The organism is Mangrovibacterium lignilyticum (assembly GCF_010882175.1).
Classification (GTDB): domain Bacteria; phylum Bacteroidota; class Bacteroidia; order Bacteroidales; family Prolixibacteraceae; genus Mangrovibacterium; species Mangrovibacterium lignilyticum.
Genome location: NZ_WKLH01000001.1, coordinates 1,606,405 through 1,624,233, shown reverse-complemented (window position 1 = coordinate 1,624,233; position 17,829 = coordinate 1,606,405). Strand labels below are relative to the sequence as shown.

Genomic DNA, 17,829 nt, shown 5'->3' with positions numbered 1-17,829 from the left:
TAACGAATAGCAAAAGTAAAAATGAGCAGAAATAAAATAAAAATAGGGATTTCTCAAGGGGATATAAACGGCATTGGATACGAGGTGATTATGAAAACCTTAAGCGATCCACGGATCCTTGAAATGTGTACGCCCATTGTGTATGGTTCTCCAAAGGTGGCAGCTTATCACCGCAAGGCGCTGAATATGGATCATTTCAACTTCAATTCCATCAAACATGCCGGCGAAGCAGATTCCAGGAAAGCCAATATTATTAATTGCATCGACGACAATATCCGTGTTGAATTAGGTAAAATCTCAGATGTTGCCGGTGAAGCGTCTTACATGGCTTTGGATGCTGCAGTGAATGACCTGAAGGCAGGAAATATTGATGCTTTGGTAACAGGCCCAATCAGTAAAGACAACATTCAAAGCGAAAAATTCAATTTTCCCGGACATACCGAGTTTTTGGCCGAACAATTCGATACGAAGAACTATGTGATGTTGATGGTTAGCGAAATGATGAAAATTGGTGTTGTAACAAGCCATGTGCCGCTGACTAAAGTAACTGAGTTGATAACCAAGGAGGCTATTGTTCGGAAGCTACGGATTATTTCTGCTTCGATGGAGCAGGATTTCAGCATTAAAAAACCACGGATTGCTGTTTTGGGATTAAATCCGCATGCCGGCGATGGTGGTTTATTGGGTTCGGAAGAAAAAGAGATTATCATTCCGGCTATCGAACAAGCTAAAGAAGAAGGTATTTTGGCTATTGGACCATATCCTTGTGATGGTTTCTTCGGATCAGGTGATTATACGAAGTTTGATGCGATTTTGGCCATGTATCACGACCAGGGCTTAACGCCGTTCAAGGTCATTTCATTTGAACGGGGAGTTAACTTCACTGCTGGGTTGCCCGTGATTCGGACATCTCCTGCACACGGAACTGCTTTCGATATTGCCGGTGAAGGAAAAGCATCTCCGGAATCGTTCCGCGAAGCGATGTACTTGGCAATCGATGTTCACAAAAGCCGTGAACTGTATCGTGAGATCAGCAAGAATCCCTTGAAAAGATACGAAATTAACCCGAATCAGGTAGACGAAAGTGTTGATTTCGTGGATGAAGAACCAACGCTTTAGTTGGTTCCTGTGGAAGTAATTCTTCACGACCATTCATTCGTATGAATCGATAATGGAAGTAGTTCGCTACTTCCAACAATAATGCTCTGTTATGTATGAATATATCTCCGGGAAAATAGCCGGTTTGACTCCGGCTACTGCCATTATTGAGGCTGGCTCAATCGGCTATTTTCTCCATATTTCTCTCAATACCTATTCTGCTGTCAACGGGCAGCAGACCGTTAAATTATTTCTTCACCAGGTCGTTCGCGAAGACGCTCACTTGCTCTATGGCTTTGCCGATCACGATGAGCGGGAGTTGTTCCGGCTATTAATTTCTGTCAGTGGAATTGGTTCTAGTACCGCGCTGATGATGCTTTCGTCGCTAACTCCTGATGAAATCCGAAAAGCCATTTTAGAAGAAAATGTCAATTTGCTGAAAAGTATCAAGGGGATTGGCGCAAAGACCGCTCAGAGAGTGATCATCGATCTGAAAGATAAAATAGGCAAACTGCCGGCCAGCGATCAAATTTTAATGACCGGCGCAGACAATACTATCCGCGATGAAGCGTTATCTGCTTTAGTCATGCTCGGTTTTACTCGCAAGAATGTGGAAAAGGAAATCGATAAAATTTTGAAATCAAATCCTGGAGTAACCGTTGAGCAGATGATTAAAACGGCCCTAAAGAGCCTGTAACTTTGATAAGACGCGGTATTGAAAACATTTCTGAGAAATTCATTGATCACGGTCATTTTTTCAGGGGTTCTGGCTATGGGCTGGACTTCGGTGCCTAATATTGACCCCGCTGATCGATTAAGAGAATTCTCGTCAGTACCTGCAGATACTAGTTGGGTTGACACGCTCGATATTGATACGACCGGAGTATTGGTTTATCCTTTTGAAGACCGAAAGGAATTTGATTACTCCGATGCCGATAAAAAATCAGGCCTCTTTCTGAAACAACCTTCCAATATTCGTACTGAAGTAGAATACGATCCGGTTACCGGACAGTATATTTTGACGGAGAAAATCGGTGATCTCAATTATCGGCTCCCCAAAGCAATGTCGCTGGAAGAATACGTTCGTTACGACTTTCAAAATTCGATTCAAAACTACTGGCGAAAACGGACCAGCGATCAGGATCAGGAAATTCGCGAAGGATTAATTCCGCGACTGTCTGTTGGTGGCGAGGCTTTTAACCGGATATTCGGCGGGAACAACATTGATATTACCCCACAGGGTTTTGTTGAAGTGAGTTTTGGTTATCAAATGAATTCAACTGAAAACCCGTCCATTCCGGAGCGATTGCGCAAAGTTCCATCGTTCGATTTCAACCAGAAAATTCAGATGAATGTCAATGGTAGCATTGGCGAGAAGATGAAAATGAGGGTGAATTACAACACCGAGGCGACCTTCGACTACGAGAATAAAATGAACCTCGAGTACTCAGGCGATGAGGATGAGATCATTAAAAAGATTGATGCCGGAAACGTTTCTTTGCCGCTAAACGGATCTTTAATAACGGGGGCTACCAATTTATTCGGGGTTAAAACCGATATGCAATTCGGGAAACTTTTTGTTTCAACTGTTTTCTCGCAAAACAAAGGGGAAACAAAAGTCGTGGACATCGAAGGTGGAGCACAAAAAACTTCTTTCGAGCTTAAAGCTTCAGAATACGATGGCAACCGACATTTTTTCCTTTCTCAATATTTCCACGACACCTACGACCAGGCGCTAAGAAACTTACCGGTAGTTCAATCGGCTATCACCATCAATAAAATTGAAGTTTGGGTGACCAATAAGTCTGGAAATTACAGCGAATCCCGGAATATTCTGGCGTTAATGGACCTGGCAGAACACACGAAAAATATTTACAATAGGGTTCCGGCATTCGCGGGTGAAACCGGCTTGCCTTATCCTGACAATATTTATCCATTCAGTGAAGCGAATAAAATGTACAAGGAGTTGATTGATAATTATTCTGATATTCGGGATGTGTCGAAAATTACCCGGACAATGAATAGTTTTTCGTCCGATGGCTTTGTTGGTGGTCAGGATTTTGAAAAGATTGAACAGGCTCGCAAGTTGAGTGCTTCTGAATATACTGTCAACCTGCAATTGGGATACATCTCGCTGAATTCGGCCTTAAATACGGATGAGGTTTTAGCGGTTGCGTACAACTATACCGCTAATGGGAAAACATACCAGGTTGGGGAATTTTCAAACGACGGAATTGATGCTCCTGAAACTTTGGTGTTGAAATTGCTAAAGGGAACCAACCTTTCTCCGAAGTTGCCGACCTGGAAACTGATGATGAAAAACGTGTATAATCTGAATGCTTATTCCCTGAATAGTGAAGATTTTGAATTGCACGTGCTTTACCAAAATGAATCAACCGGTACCTTGGTGAATTATTTGCCAGCGTCGAATCTGGAAGGACACATCTTACTGAATGTGCTGAATCTTGATAATCTGAATTCGCAGCTTGATCCCGGCAGTAACGGTTTGTTCGACTTTATTGAAGGCGTAACGGTGCAGTCGTCAACGGGGCGCGTTATTTTCCCTTCGGTGGAGCCCTTTGGTTCCTTCCTGGCCGACTCAATCACCGACCAGGTTTACAAGGACAAGTTCGTTTACCAAAGTTTGTACGACTCAACAAAAACATACGCTCAGCAAGATGCTGAGCACAACAAATATGTGCTTCAGGGAAGCTATAGCGGGGCTTCAAGTTCCGAAATCTCATTGGGTACAGTTAACCTGGCGCAAGGATCGGTTAACGTCACCGCCGGTGGAATTACGCTGACAGAAGGGCTGGATTACACAGTCGATTATACGTTGGGGCGGGTGAAAATCATCAACCCAACTTATCTCGAATCGGGAACTTCCTTGCAGGTGTCAACCGAAAGTGAAGATTTGTTCTCGGTGCAGCGAAAGACGTTATTGGGAACCCATGCGAATTATGCCTTTTCGGATAACTTCAACCTGGGTGGAACGATCTTGCACATGAGCGAACGCCCATTGACCCAAAAAGTGAACTATGGGGAAGATCCCATTTCGAATACGATGCTCGGAATGGATTTGAGTTATAATACCGAATCGCAGTTGCTGACCCGCTTAGTCGATAAGCTACCATTTATTGAAACCAAGGAAAAATCGACAGTTGCGGTTGAGGCTGAAGTTGCTAAGTTGATTGTTGGAAACTCTAGTGTGACAGATGGAACGGTATATATTGATGATTTTGAATCGACTCAAACGTCAATCGATTTGCGGGCACGGCAAGCCTGGATGTTGGCCAGTACCCCTCAAAATCAGACAGATTTGTTTCCCGAAGGCGATTTGGATGACGATTTAGCCTATGGCTATAACCGGGCAAACTTTTCCTGGTATGTCATTGATCCGCTTTTCTTGCGAAATACCGCTCAAACACCAGGTCATATTAAGCAAGATAAGGATCAGCAATCCAATCATTTAGTGCGGGAGGTTTATCAACAGGAAATATGGCCTGATAAGGATGTTGAGATTGGTGTGCCTACAAATATTTCGGTGTTGGATTTGCAGTTTCATCCGTCAGAAAGAGGGCCTTATAATTTCGATACAAATCCTTCCTTTTATTCTGCCGGGATCAATTTGGACGGTAGTCTGGCTGATCCGGAGTCTCGCTGGGGAGGTATCATGCGGAAGATTGAAACCACCGATTTTGAAGCAGCCAATATTGAGTATATCGAGTTCTGGGTGATGGACCCATTTGTAAATGATACCTTGAATGAGATGGCCGGAGGTGATTTATATTTCAACCTTGGTGATGTTTCTGAAGATGTGTTGAAAGATTCAAGGAAATCGTTTGAGAATGGTTTGCCGGAAACCGACCTGATAACAGATGTGGATTCAACCATTTGGGGACGCGTTTCAACGAAAACACAAATTACGAACAGTTTTGTGACGGATCCCGATGCAATTCTTCGGCAAGATGTCGGTTTTGACGGATTGTCGAGTTCTGATGAGCAGAGCTTTTACGACGGGTATCTGGCGGCAGTCAAGAACATATTGGATCCGGAAACCTTTAATGGCTTTCTGGAAGACCCAGCCGGTGATGATTATCATTATTACAGGGGAACAGATTACGATCAGAATGAAGTCAGTATCCTGGATCGGTATAAAAAGTACAATGGCCCCGAAGGGAACTCGAGACCGGCATCCCTTTCCCCCGAATCGTATACGACTTCATCGTCAACCTTACCCGATGGAGAAGACATTAATAATGACAATACGCTGAGTGAATACGAACGCTATTACCAGTATCGCGTCAGCATTCGCCCCGAAGATATGCAGTTAGGGCAGAATAATATTTCGGATGTTCGTACTGCGAGTGTTACATTGGCCAACGGAACTGTAGGTGAAGTTAAATGGTACCAATTTAAAGTGCCGGTCAAACAGCCGCAGAAAGCAGTTGGTAATATTTCTGACTTTAGCTCCATTCGTTTTATGCGGATGTTTCTGCGTAGTTTTAAGGATCCGGTTGTGTTGCGTTTTGCGACGTTGGATTTGGTCCGGGCCGACTGGCGCAGGTATACCGATGATTTGGAGGAGAACAGCAATAACCTGGGAACGAATACGACCTTCGATATTTCGGCTGTCAATATTGAAGAAAACAGCGATCGGAAGCCAGTTAACTACGTGCTTCCTCCGGGGATTGATCGGGTTATTGATCCGGCCAATGCGCAGTTGTTGCAGTTGAATGAACAGTCGATGACATTGAAAGTATCGGAACTGGAACAAGGAGATGCTCGTGCTTCCTACAAATCAATCAATATGGACTTCCGTCGTTACAAACGACTGAAACTCGAAGTTCACGCGGAAGCAATCGAAGGTTCGGATCTGCGCGACGACGATCTGTCGTTCTTTATCCGCATTGGTTCCGATTACAACTACAATTATTACGAATACGAGTTGCCGCTTAGCTTAACTGATCCTGGCATTTACAACGGTAATATTGAGGCCGACCGTCTGGCTGTCTGGCCGGATGCGAACAGAATTAATATCCCCCTTTCACTGTTTACTGAGGCCAAACTGGCGCGAAATGAAGAGATGCGTCAAGCCGGATCGGCCATTCAATTTTCGGATATTTATGAGCTTGCTCACGAAGGATGGAATGACGATAAAAACCGGGTGAAAATAAAAGGTAATCCCAACCTGGGGGATGTGGAGGTGATGATGATGGGGATTCGGCATAAGTCGGGCGATCTGACAGAGCTTCCCATGTCTGTAGAGGTTTGGGCGAATGAACTGCGGTTGAGCGAGCTTGAAAATGAAGGAGGTTGGGCAGCCAATATGCGCGTTTCGGCACGGTTGGCCGATTTCGGTTCAGTGGTGGTCGCTGGTCGACACCGCTCAGTTGGCTTTGGTAGTATTGACCAAAGTGCTAACGAGCGCTCAATGGATGACCTGACTGAATACGATATTTCTTCCAATTTTGAGTTGGGGCGTTTTTTCCCTAAACAAGCACAGGTACGGATTCCATTGTATGTTGGCGTTTCAAAAAGTGTCAGCAATCCGAAATATAATCCGCTCGATCCGGACATTACCATGGAACAGTCATTGGCCAATGCCGGCTCAAAGGCAGAACGGGATTCCATCAAAAATATGGCGCAGGATCTCACCAAACGAACGAGCGTTGTGCTGAACAATGTGAAGGTCGATAAAATGAATAAATCGGGCAAGCCACGCCTGTATGATCCAACTAACTTTTCAGCTTCATTTGCCCTGAATAAGCAACGGGAGCGTGATGTGAACACCGCATACAGCATTGAAAAGAGTTATCGCGTTGCACTCAACTATAACTTCAATAATCGACCGACACTTTATGAGCCGTTCAAACGATCGAAGCTTCTTCGGGGCGATGCCTTGAGGTTGGTGCGGGACTTCAACTTCTATCTGATGCCAACGCAGATTTCGTACCGGAACGAGTTGTATCGGTACTACAAAGAAGTTCAAACACGGAATGTTTCAAATCCGGACCTCAAGATTCCGCTGACAGTTGAGAAGGACTTTATTTGGCGACGGAATTTCGATCTTCGCTATAACCTGACCCGATCGTTGAAAATCGATTTCTCATCGCAGGGTACGGCACGTATTGATGAGCCTTTGGGCCGGATGAACCGCAATGATGACGACTATCAAATGAAAAAGGATTCAATCCTTAAAAACCTCTTCGACCTGGGGCGTCCAATTTTGTATCACCATAGCTTTAATGCAACCTACCAGGTGCCGCTTAATAAATTTCCGTTGTTTAATTGGGTGACTGCAACAGGGCGTTATCAGGCCATGTTTGACTGGACGGCGGGAACAATTACCGATGAGACCATCGAGTTGGGTAATGTTGCCGAGAACTCACGAATCATGCAGGCGAACGGACAAATGTCTTTCATTAATCTGTACAACAAAGTTCCGTTCCTGAAAGAAGTGAACCAGAAATTTGGAGCCAGTACACGATCGGCCCGGAGCTCTAGTAGCAGGAGCAAGGCTGCCGGTCAGCAACAAAAGAAAGAGGCAGAGTTCCGCATTCGCGATGTTTCCTATAAAGACAACCGGATTACGTTTGAAGCAAATACGGCCAGGGTTGTGGACCACGGCATGAAAACCAAGGACGTTCAGGTGAAGGTTTTCAACGCTGAAGGACAACAGGTACGGGGAACGGTTAAAGTGATCGATGATAACCAAATCAGCTTTCAAAGTCGGACAAAAGTTGATGCCGGGCGAATTGAAATAACAGGTAAACGTCGCATCGAGAATGATTGGCTGTACAAAACCGGTCAATATGCAGCCAGAACAGCGATGATGGTGAAGAATTTCAATGTCACTTATTCTGCTGCCGATGGTACATTACTTCCCGGTTACATGCCTGAGCCAAGCTTTTTTGGGGCAGGGCATTACACCCCCGATCAAGCAAAGTTCGGGCAGATAGCTTCGTCAAATGCTCCGGGCTTAGGCTTTTTGTTTGGATGGCAGGATGAGGATTTTGCCCGTAAAGCTGCCGAGAAAGGGTGGATTACAAAGGATACGACCTTGAATGCGCCCTACGTTATGAGTCACAACGAAACCTGGAGTTTCAGAGCAGATCTCGAACCAATTCCATTTTTGCGGATTGACCTGAATGCGATTCGATCGTTTTCAGAGAATGCCAGTGAATATTACCTCTACGATATTAACACCGGTAATTTTAATGCGACAAACCGAACGTTGAAGGGGAACTTTACCATGTCGGTCAACACCTGGAGTACGGCCTTCTCAAAAATGGGTGGAGCCGAGGTAAAAGTGCCGAAGGCATACCAGGAAATGTTAGACAACCGCGAGATTATTGCACGACGATTGGCTGCCCGGCGGGTGCCAAACGCCGAAGCAGGATATGATCCTATTGACAACGATCCCGCAACCGGTTTCCCGGTAGGGTATGGGCCAACTTCGCAGGAGGTATTGATTCCATCCTTTATTGCGGCTTACACTGGCCAATCGGCTGATAAAGTGTCACTGGAGCCATTTCCTTCGTTGAAACACTTGCGTCCGAACTGGCGGATAACATACGATGGCGTTGTTTCCAAGATTAAAGGATTGAATAAAGTGGCCAAGTCTATCAATTTGAATCACGCTTACAGATCGTCGTATAATATTGGTTCGTACGTTACGAATCTGAAATATGATGATCAGGATTTTGACGACGGATGGAGCTATATCCAGAATGAGTTGAACGGCGATTTTGTTGCAAAATATGACATTACAGCAGTCAGTATTACGGAGCAGTTCAGCCCGCTTATTAATATCGATGTGACCTGGCTGAACGACATGTCGACCCGCGCTGAAATTAAGCGAAGCCGTAACCTGACCCTGAACTTTGCCAATAACCAGCTGACTGAAGTTTTGAGTAATGAATTTTCATTCGGGTTCGGATACCGTTTCCCGCGAATGGATTTGATTATTAAATCGCGTGGCGGGCAAAAGGCCTACTCCAACGACTTAAACATTCGTGCTGACCTGGCATTCCGGAAAAATAAAACACTCTTACGCAAACTAGATGAAGATGACAACCAGTTGACAGCCGGCCAGAAGGCGGTTACCATTAAAACCTCAGCCGATTATATGTTGAGCGACCGCTTCCAGTTACGCATGTACTACGATAAAGTCATCAACAAGCCATTCACCAGTTCGGCATTTCCGACTGCAACAACCAGCTTTGGGTTAAGCTTCCGTTTTACACTCGCGCAGTAAACCTGCAGCTCAGTATTTAAATCGCTCACATCCGTATTTTAGGGGAATTCAGAAACAACGCGTTGTTTTGATCGAAACCACCTGTGGTTTTAGTGAAAACCACCTGTTGTTTTGCTGGAAATCACGTGTGGTTTTGCCTGGAATCACGTGTGGTTTCGACAAAAAAACCACTTCATTTTTGTGAAGGCCACGCGCTGTTCTATTTCAGACCAGCGAGATGTATTCTATTTAGGTTTGTGTTGCCGGAGAATTAATTCGGCAGTTATTCTTCCCGGAGATTTAAATTCAGGGAGATGGCTTTTGTCTGATGCGTAAATTAAATGTAATTTTGTGGCCGATTCAGTAGAAAAAATGGAAAGAAAAGATGTAGAAATAATGGCTCCGGTGGGGTCTTACGAATCCTTGGCAGCAGCAATTCAGGCAGGTGCCGGGTCAGTGTATTTTGGTGTTGAAGGGTTGAACATGCGGTCGCGTTCGTCGAATAATTTTACGTTGGATGATTTGCGGGCTATCGCCGAAAAGGCGCACAGTCATGGGGTGAAAACCTATCTGACCGTTAACACCATTATTTTCGATCAGGAACTGGGCAAGCTGCACGAAGTGATTCAGGCGGCGAAAGAAGCCGGTATTTCTGCCATTATTGCCAGCGATATTTCAGCCATTTTGTATGCCCGGTCAATTGGTGTTGAGGTGCATATTTCGACTCAGGTGAATATTACCAATATTGAAGCGGTCAAGTTTTACGCGCAATTTGCCGATGTGGTCGTTCTGGCCCGGGAGATGGATTTGGAGAAGGTTGCCGAAATCAGCCGGCAAATTGAAAAGCAGGATATTCGTGGCCCCAAAGGCAAATTGGTTCAACTGGAGATGTTTGTGCATGGTGCGCTGTGCATGGCTGTTTCCGGAAAATGCTACCTCAGCCTGCACGAGATGAACAGCTCGGCTAACCGCGGAAGCTGCATGCAAACCTGTCGCCGTGCCTACACCGTTATCGATCAGGAGACCGGAGCGGAACTGGAGGTTGACAATGAATACATCATGTCTCCGAAAGATCTGAAGACAATTCATTTTCTAAATAAACTATTGGATGCCGGTGTTTCCGTGTTGAAAGTTGAAGGACGGGCACGGGCTCCCGAATATGTGAAAACGGTGGTTGAATGCTATCGCGAGGCTGTTGATGCCTACTTCGAAGATAAATTTACCGACGAAAAAATAGCTGATTGGGATTCGCGCTTGAATACAGTTTTCAACCGCGGTTTTTGGGACGGCTATTATACCGGACAACGCTTGGGTGAGTGGAGCAAAAACTATGGTTCGCTGGCGACCGAGCGAAAAGTATACCTCGGTAAGGGAATGAACTACTTCCCGAAAATAGGCGTGGCCGAGTTTAAAATGGAAACCGGTTCGTTGAAAATAGGCGATAAAATTCTGATTACAGGGCCGAGTTCCGGAGTTGTTGAGTCGGTTGTTGAGGAAATTCGCGTTGACCTGAAACCTGTTGAGGAAACCCGAAAAGGAGAACTGTTTTCTGTCCGGATTCCGGAGAAGATCAGACGTTCCGATAAACTGTATAAAATTGTTCCGGCCAGTGAGGTGAAACATCGGAAATAAGCAGCTTCGGCGGGCTTATTTGCGAATGAGCGAATCGATCTTTATTTCGGACGGGAGTCTTTAATCGATGTCCCTTGAAGCGAATTCTGTTAATTCCTGATGATGAAGGACAATTCATTTTGATAAATCCTCCTAAACTTTCTATTTTTGAGTCAAAGCCACATAACTATGCGTAAGTTTCTTCTTCCTCTTTTACTGGTATTAATCGTTGCCTTGGGGTCAATCTGGTATTTTATGGCTCGGGAAACGACTAGTTACTCGGAAAATTCAGCTTTCCAGGCAATTCCGGTTCGAACTCCGCTGGTTGTGGAGCTGCCTGAAATGCGCTCATTGTTGAAAGCTTTACGGTCGACTGACCCGGTGGTGGAAGAATTGCGCACAGCGGGATTTCTACAGCCCTTTTGGTCTGATGTTGATATGATTGAGAACCTGATGGCTGAAAACGAAACCTTGCGACAAGCGATTCAATATAAATCCGTTTTGGTGGCTTTCAATGCTGAAGGAAAATCGGGCGTTGGAGCCATGTTTGCGTTTAGTTTGAAAAACCGATCGGAACGTGATGCGTTGATTCGTTATTTCAAAGATCTGCAACAAACCGGACAAGGGACGGTGAAACAAAGGGATTATGATGGTCAGGAGGTTTATCAATTCAATGCAGGAACTGAAACCTTTTATTATGCCGAATCGAAAGGGATTTTCCTGTTTAGTCGGAATGCCATTTTCGTGGAAGAAGGGATCCGTCAGATCAGCTCCGAAAACCTGTTAAGCCAAGAGCAGTTCAAACAGTTGTACAACACGGTAAGCTCCAGTTCCGATTGTAATTTGTTTGTCAACCATAAAAAAATAGCTGTTTTACTCGATAAGTTGATTGCACCCGACTTTCAGAAGATTGTCCGCAAGTATGCGAATTTTTCTGACTGGAGTGAGCTGGACGTTACAATGAAGGCGTCTGAATTTTGGTTGAATGGTTTCAGCTTTGCCGGGAAGAACTACGATAATTTTCTTAGTGTGTTGCGTAACCAGACAGGTCAGCGATTTCGGATGGATCGGGTGCTTTCGGCAAACACAAGTTTCTTTGTCAATTTTAATTTGGAGAGTTTCAGCAGGTATCAGGAAGATTACGCTGAGTTTTTGAAGAAACAGGGAAGCGATTTTTATAACCGTGAAACCTCGTTGACCCTAATTGAACGAACCGGCAAAAAGGCATTGATTCCGTTGTTTGAAGAAATCTCGGATAACGATTTTGCCATGGCTTTCGGAGCTGTTATGCAAAATGAACCAACCCGGAATAGGTTTTTTATAGCGAAGATAAAAGGGCAGTCGGCGGCAAAAGAATTATTGCTGCCTGTTTTGGAAAACTATGCCAAATCGGAGAAAAAATCGCTGGCAGATACCGAAAGTCAATACCAGTTGCAGAAGGATGTGGTTTATTCCATTTACGAATTTCCTGTTAAAAATTTGGCGGGATTACTGTTTGGGCAGGTGTTTTCGGGTGTTGAATGCAACTACCTGTGTTTTTACGATAATTACCTGATTTTTGCGGATAATGAAGTTGCCTTGAAGAATTATATCCACGACCTTGTGCTATCCGCTACTATGGAAAACGATATTCATTTTCAGAAGTTTCATCAGCAAATGGCTTCCCGGTCGAGCATCTATTGCTACCTGAATTTTTCAAAAGACTTTAACCTTGGAGGTTACTATTTGGATGAGGAAACTTTTGCTACCGTTCAAAAGTATGAGCAGCTGTTCCGGAAATTTTATGCTTTGGGCTGGCAAATATCAGCCAATTCCGGAGCCTTCTTGAACAACCTTTATTTGCGTTTCGACCCGGTTTTGAAAGAAGAGCCACAGACGGTGTGGCAAAGCAAGCTGGACACAACTATTTCGATTAAACCACAGGTTGTAACCAACCATAACGACCGCCTGCACAAGGAGGTTATTGTGCAGGACAATAAGAATAATTTGTACCTGATCAACAAGGAAGGTGTTCGCTTGTGGAAAATTAAACTGTCGGGTAAAATACTAGGCGAGGTGTACCAGATCGATTATTACCGGAATGGCAAATTGCAATACCTGTTCAATACGCGTGAAAAGTTGTACCTGATTGATCGGAACGGTAATAATGTCGCCAAATTCCCGGTAAGTTTCCGTTCACCGGCAACGAACGGAGTGGGCATGTTCGACTACGATAACAACCGGGATTACCGGTACTTTGTGGCCTGTGAGAATAAGCAGATTTATGCTTACGATCGCGAGGGCCGCATTGTGGACGGTTGGAAAGCCGACAAAACCGATGGGACAGTAACAGATCAGTTACAGCATTTTCGCGTTGACGGCAAAGACTTCCTGGTGTGTGCCGACCGGTACAAAACGTATATACTCAGCCGTCAGGGAAATATCCGGGTGAAAACTTCGGATAATTTCGAACACTCGGGGAACAATATTTATTTGGTTAAGGCCGGACAGTTTGCCCTGGCAACCACCGATACCAAAGGGCTGGTGCATTTGCAATACTTCACCGGAGAATCGAAAAAGGTCGATCTGGGGAATTTCGGCAAGGAGCACTATTTTGTTGCAGAAGACTTGAACAACGATGGACAGTCGGATTTTGTAATTGCCGATGGGAAAGAGCTGATGGCCTACACGGACAAAGGTAAAAAGATAATGGAGACCGATTTTTCGAGCCCAATCAGCAGTCGGCCGAATATTTACACCTTCTCCGGAAACACTAAGAAAATCGGGGTTGTTTGTGGAAGCGAAAACCGGGTTTACCTGGTCAGTACCGATGGCAAGCTTTACGATGGATTCCCCTTGCAAGGAAATACTGACTTCAGCATTGGCTACCTGAGTCGCGAAAACGACTATTTCAATCTTCTCGTCGGAAACGAGGACAACAGCTTCTTTAATTATAAGGTGGAGTAGGGCCGAACGGTTCTTTTTTACTATTCCTTCCACGTTTTTGATTGTCCGTGATCAATTGAATCCGCTTATTCCCCGGACTTTGAGCCTTATCAGTGTCTTTTGCCGGAACTTCCTGAAAAATAAAAAGAGACAAAAGTATCTTATTTCGAATTATGGCGTAGACTTCGGTAAAGAAGTTACTGCCAGGATAGCGATGTTTAAAAAATACCCGTAATGTTTTAAATTTTGGAGGACGTAATTATGGGAAAAATCAAAGTAGTACGCTGTAGTGATGCTGGTCTCGATTGTAGTTTTGTTGCTCACTCTGAATCCGAAGAAGACTTGCTGAATCAAGTGGGGAAACATGCCAAAGAAGTGCATGGCATGGAAATTAATGACGAGCTGGTAGCAAAAGTAAGATCACTCATTCACGAAGAAGAACAAGTTAGTTAATTGATGCCGGATACAGTGTTTTTGTTTTCTGGTTATCCGGAAGAGGTCAGTTGCAAAGGTTGACCCGAATCAGCCTTTGCAACTGAAATCCTATTCGCTTCTCATCTCAACTCCTGAATTCTCAGCTGTTGTTGATTCATTCCTTTATTTTTTTCAATCCTAATTAGTGCAATAATGATAACAACATTTGTGAGGCATGCCGTTAAAGACTTTGCAAGTTGGAAGACTGTTTATGATGATTTCATGCCAAAAGCAAAAGAGAAGGGTGTGCGGGCAGAACATGTTTTCCGCGACCCAAACGCTCCTGATCAGGTAATCGTGACCCATCAGTTTCAATCTGTCAAAGATGCCAATGAGTTTTTTAATTCCACCGAATTGAAAGATGCCATGCAAAGTGCCGGTGTTAGCAGTGCACCCGAAATATGGTTTGGTGAGGATATTAAGAAAGAAGTACATTAATAATTACATACAGGTTTTATTATGAAAGAAACATTATCTGAAACAGTTCAATCCCTAAAGAAAAAAGTTCAGGGTCGGGTAGTTATGCCTGCAGACAAGGAATATAACGAGGTGCGCGAGATCTGGAACGCCATGATTGACCGGAAACCAGCTGTCATCGTTCAGTGTGCTGCGGCAGCCGATGCCCAATTGGCACTTCGTTATGGCAAGGAAAATGATCTGGAGATTTCAATCCGTGGTGCCGGACATAATATTGCCGGTAATTCGCTATGCGACGACGGATTGCTGATTGATTTTTCTCAAATGAAACAGGTGCGTGTCGATGCCGGTAAGAAGAAAGCATTTGTTGAACCCGGTGCCACCTTAGGCGATGTCGATCAGGAATGTCAAAAGTTTGGTTTGGCAATGCCGGTGGGAATCAACTCAACAACGGGGATTGCCGGATTGACACTTGGTGGTGGCTTTGGTTGGTTGTCGAGGAAACATGGTATGACGATCGATAATTTGGCCTCGGTCGATGTTTTGTCTGCCGAAGGAGTGATGCTACATGCCAGTTCGACTGAAAACACCGACTTGTTTTGGGCTGTTCGCGGTGGCGGTGGAAACTTTGGTATTGTCACCCAGTTTGAGTTTGACTTGCATTACATCGGAACGGAGGTCTTTTCCGGATTGATTGTCTTTCCTTTTTCGCAAGCGAAACAGATTCTGGAGCAGTATCGCGATTATATTTTGTCAACACCCGAAGAATTTAATAACTGGGTTGTGATGCGTAAAGCGCCTCCCCTGCCATTCCTCCCCGAATCGGTTCATGGTACCGAGGTGGTTGTAATGGCTATCTGTCATTTTGGTGATGCCGCAAGTGGCGAAAACTTAGTAAACCCGATTCGTCAATTTGGCGATCCTGTTGGCGAACACTTGGGAATGGCACCTTACACAGGCTGGCAACAAGCCTTTGATCCGTTGTTGACTCCCGGATTCCGCAACTATTGGAAATCACACAATTTCACTTCGTTGAGTGATGGCTTGTTTGATGCGATGATTGAATATGCCGGTAAAATGCCGTCTCCACATTGCGAGATCTTTATCGGTGCAGTTGGCGGTAAATTAAATGACGTTCCGGCTGATGCCATGGCTTACAGCGGTCGTGATATGAAATTTGTGATGAACGTTCACGGACGTTGGGAGAACCAGGCCGATGATAACAAATGTATCGGGTGGTCGCGTGAGTTCTTTAAAGCATCTGAACCTTTTGCTTCGGCCGGCGCTTATGTCAATTTCATGACAGAAGAGGAGCAGGACCGTGTTAAAGCAGCTTACGGACCGAACTACGAACGTTTGGCCAAACTGAAAGCCAAGTACGATCCGGACAATATTTTTCACATGAACCAAAACATTAAGCCGTAAGGATGAATGAATCACGAATAATTGAAACCTGGGTTAAACTGCCGGAGCCACAATCGGGCGTTCCGGCAGTTTATACTTGGACATGACGTCGAACCCAGGGCCGGTTAAAGCGTGACGGCCTGCCTGTAACCCGGTTAAAGTGGTTTTCCGGCAGTCTGTACCGGGATCACGAGAGGTCTTACAGCATTTACGGAAGGCTATACAGAAGTTCCAAGAGGTCGTACAGGCGTAACAGGAGCTCGTCCAGACTGAACGGGAGGTCATACAGGGCTCGCGAGTGCTCATACAGCTTTTCCGGAAGGCTATACAGGCGTAACAAGTGGTTGTACAGGATTTCCCAAAGGCAATACAGGCGTAACGGGAGCTCATCCAGAACGCACCGGAGGTCATACAGGCGTAACGGGAGGCTATACAGCTTTCCCAACGATTCATCCAGCCGTCAAAACAGGCTATACAGCCTTCGAAACCTGCAGTCGTGCTAAGTTCCCTTTTTAGACAGTTCCCGGGAAGTAGTCCCGTTCGGCGAACCAGACTTTTGCAATTTTTGCCGGTCGTTTTCAGAACCCGCAAAATCGAAAATCCGTTTAAATAAGATGTGGACCGGTTTTAATGAAGGTCGTTTTATTATGAAAGCACAAGATTACCACAACACCGAATTTTCCTCCTGGGAAAGTCTCACCAAACGCATGGAAGCGTACAGTAAATCAAAAACAAGCAAAAGTATTTGGCAGGTAATTAATTCATTTGTTCCCTACCTTGCTGCGTGGGTATTCATTATCTATAGTTTGTCAATTAGCTACTGGCTGACTGCTTTCCTGATTATACTGGCAGCGGGCTTCCTTGTTCGGATGTTTATTATTTTCCACGATTGCGGGCACGGATCTTTCTTTCAATCCAAAAAGGCCAATACCATTGTTGGGATGACTTTGGGAATCCTGGCTTTCACGCCCTACTACAAATGGCATCGGCAACACATGGAGCATCATGCCACTGTCGGAAACCTAGATAAACGCGGGAATGGCGACGTTTGGGTCATGACGAGGGAGGAATATTTGGCTTGCTCAAGGTGGGAGCGGCTCAAATACCGGGTTTACCGTAATCCGGTGGCGATTTTCGGTGTGGGTTCATTGTATGTCTTCCTGATTCAAAATCGTTTCGCCCGGAAAGATATGCCGCGCAAGGATAAATTGAATGTGTATTTTACAAACCTGGTCCTGTTGATCTTGTTTGTTGGCATGGGATTTTTGGTCGGATTTACGACATTCCTGATCATTCAACTCTCCATCTTGTATGTGGCAGCGATGAGCGGTTTGTGGTTGTTTTATTTGCAGCACCAGTATTCCGACGTCTCGTGGTTCAGAACCAAGGATTGGGATTTCAGGAAGGTGGCAATACATGGAAGTTCCTACATCAAGTTTCCGAAAATACTGCAGTGGTTTTCCGGCAATATAGGCTTTCACCACATTCATCATTTAAATCCGCGAATTCCAAACTACAATCTTGAAAAATGTTTCAAGGAAAATAAGATTTTCCAGGAAGTTCCGCCGGTTACGTTCCTGGGTAGTTTGAAGTCCTTAAGACTAAAACTTTGGGATGAAAAGTTGAAACGAATGGTATCCTTTGGGCATAATTCGTAAGAA

Annotated in this window: 9 protein-coding genes; all 9 read left to right on the top strand. The window is 44.8% G+C overall.

Annotation, left to right across the window (positions count from 1 at the left end; all coding sequences use genetic code 11):
- The first annotated feature begins 21 nt into the window (after window positions 1-21).
- The 9 genes from pdxA to GJV22_RS06490 all read left to right on the top strand — a co-directional run bounded on the left by pdxA (window position 22) and on the right by GJV22_RS06490 (window position 17,826).
- Window positions 22-1,119, top strand: coding sequence for a 4-hydroxythreonine-4-phosphate dehydrogenase PdxA (pdxA, locus tag GJV22_RS06530; protein ID WP_163710416.1), 1,098 nt, complete (start codon window positions 22-24; stop codon window positions 1,117-1,119).
- 91 nt (window positions 1,120-1,210) lie between these two features.
- Entirely contained in the window at window positions 1,211-1,795 is a 585-nt protein-coding gene (gene ruvA / locus GJV22_RS06525; RefSeq protein WP_163710413.1) for a Holliday junction branch migration protein RuvA, read from the top strand.
- An 18-nt stretch (window positions 1,796-1,813) separates the two neighbouring features.
- Complete coding sequence (sov, locus tag GJV22_RS06520; protein WP_163710410.1) at window positions 1,814-9,358, top strand: T9SS outer membrane translocon Sov/SprA; 7,545 nt, start codon at window positions 1,814-1,816, stop codon at window positions 9,356-9,358.
- Between the two features lie 351 nt (window positions 9,359-9,709).
- Window positions 9,710-10,969 carry a peptidase U32 family protein gene (locus GJV22_RS06515; protein WP_163710407.1) on the top strand — a complete coding sequence of 420 codons (1,260 nt, stop codon included), beginning with the start codon at window positions 9,710-9,712 and terminating at the stop codon, window positions 10,967-10,969.
- 168 nt (window positions 10,970-11,137) lie between these two features.
- Window positions 11,138-13,894 (top strand): WD40 repeat domain-containing protein, encoded by a 2,757-nt coding sequence (locus GJV22_RS06510; protein WP_163710405.1) that lies wholly within the window; start codon window positions 11,138-11,140, stop codon window positions 13,892-13,894.
- Between the two features lie 225 nt (window positions 13,895-14,119).
- On the top strand, window positions 14,120-14,326 hold the full coding sequence (locus tag GJV22_RS06505) for a DUF1059 domain-containing protein (RefSeq protein WP_163710401.1): 207 nt from the start codon (window positions 14,120-14,122) through the stop codon (window positions 14,324-14,326).
- 174 nt (window positions 14,327-14,500) lie between these two features.
- The gene (locus tag GJV22_RS06500) at window positions 14,501-14,785 is read left to right on the top strand and encodes a cyclase (protein ID WP_163710398.1); all 285 of its coding nucleotides are present in this window, start codon (window positions 14,501-14,503) and stop codon (window positions 14,783-14,785) included.
- Between the two features lie 21 nt (window positions 14,786-14,806).
- Window positions 14,807-16,189, top strand: a complete 1,383-nt coding sequence (locus GJV22_RS06495; RefSeq protein WP_163710395.1) for an FAD-binding oxidoreductase — start codon at window positions 14,807-14,809, stop codon at window positions 16,187-16,189.
- A gap of 626 nt (window positions 16,190-16,815) precedes the next feature.
- Window positions 16,816-17,826, top strand: a complete 1,011-nt coding sequence (locus GJV22_RS06490; protein ID WP_163710391.1) for a fatty acid desaturase — start codon at window positions 16,816-16,818, stop codon at window positions 17,824-17,826.
- Window positions 17,827-17,829 lie beyond the last annotated feature (3 nt).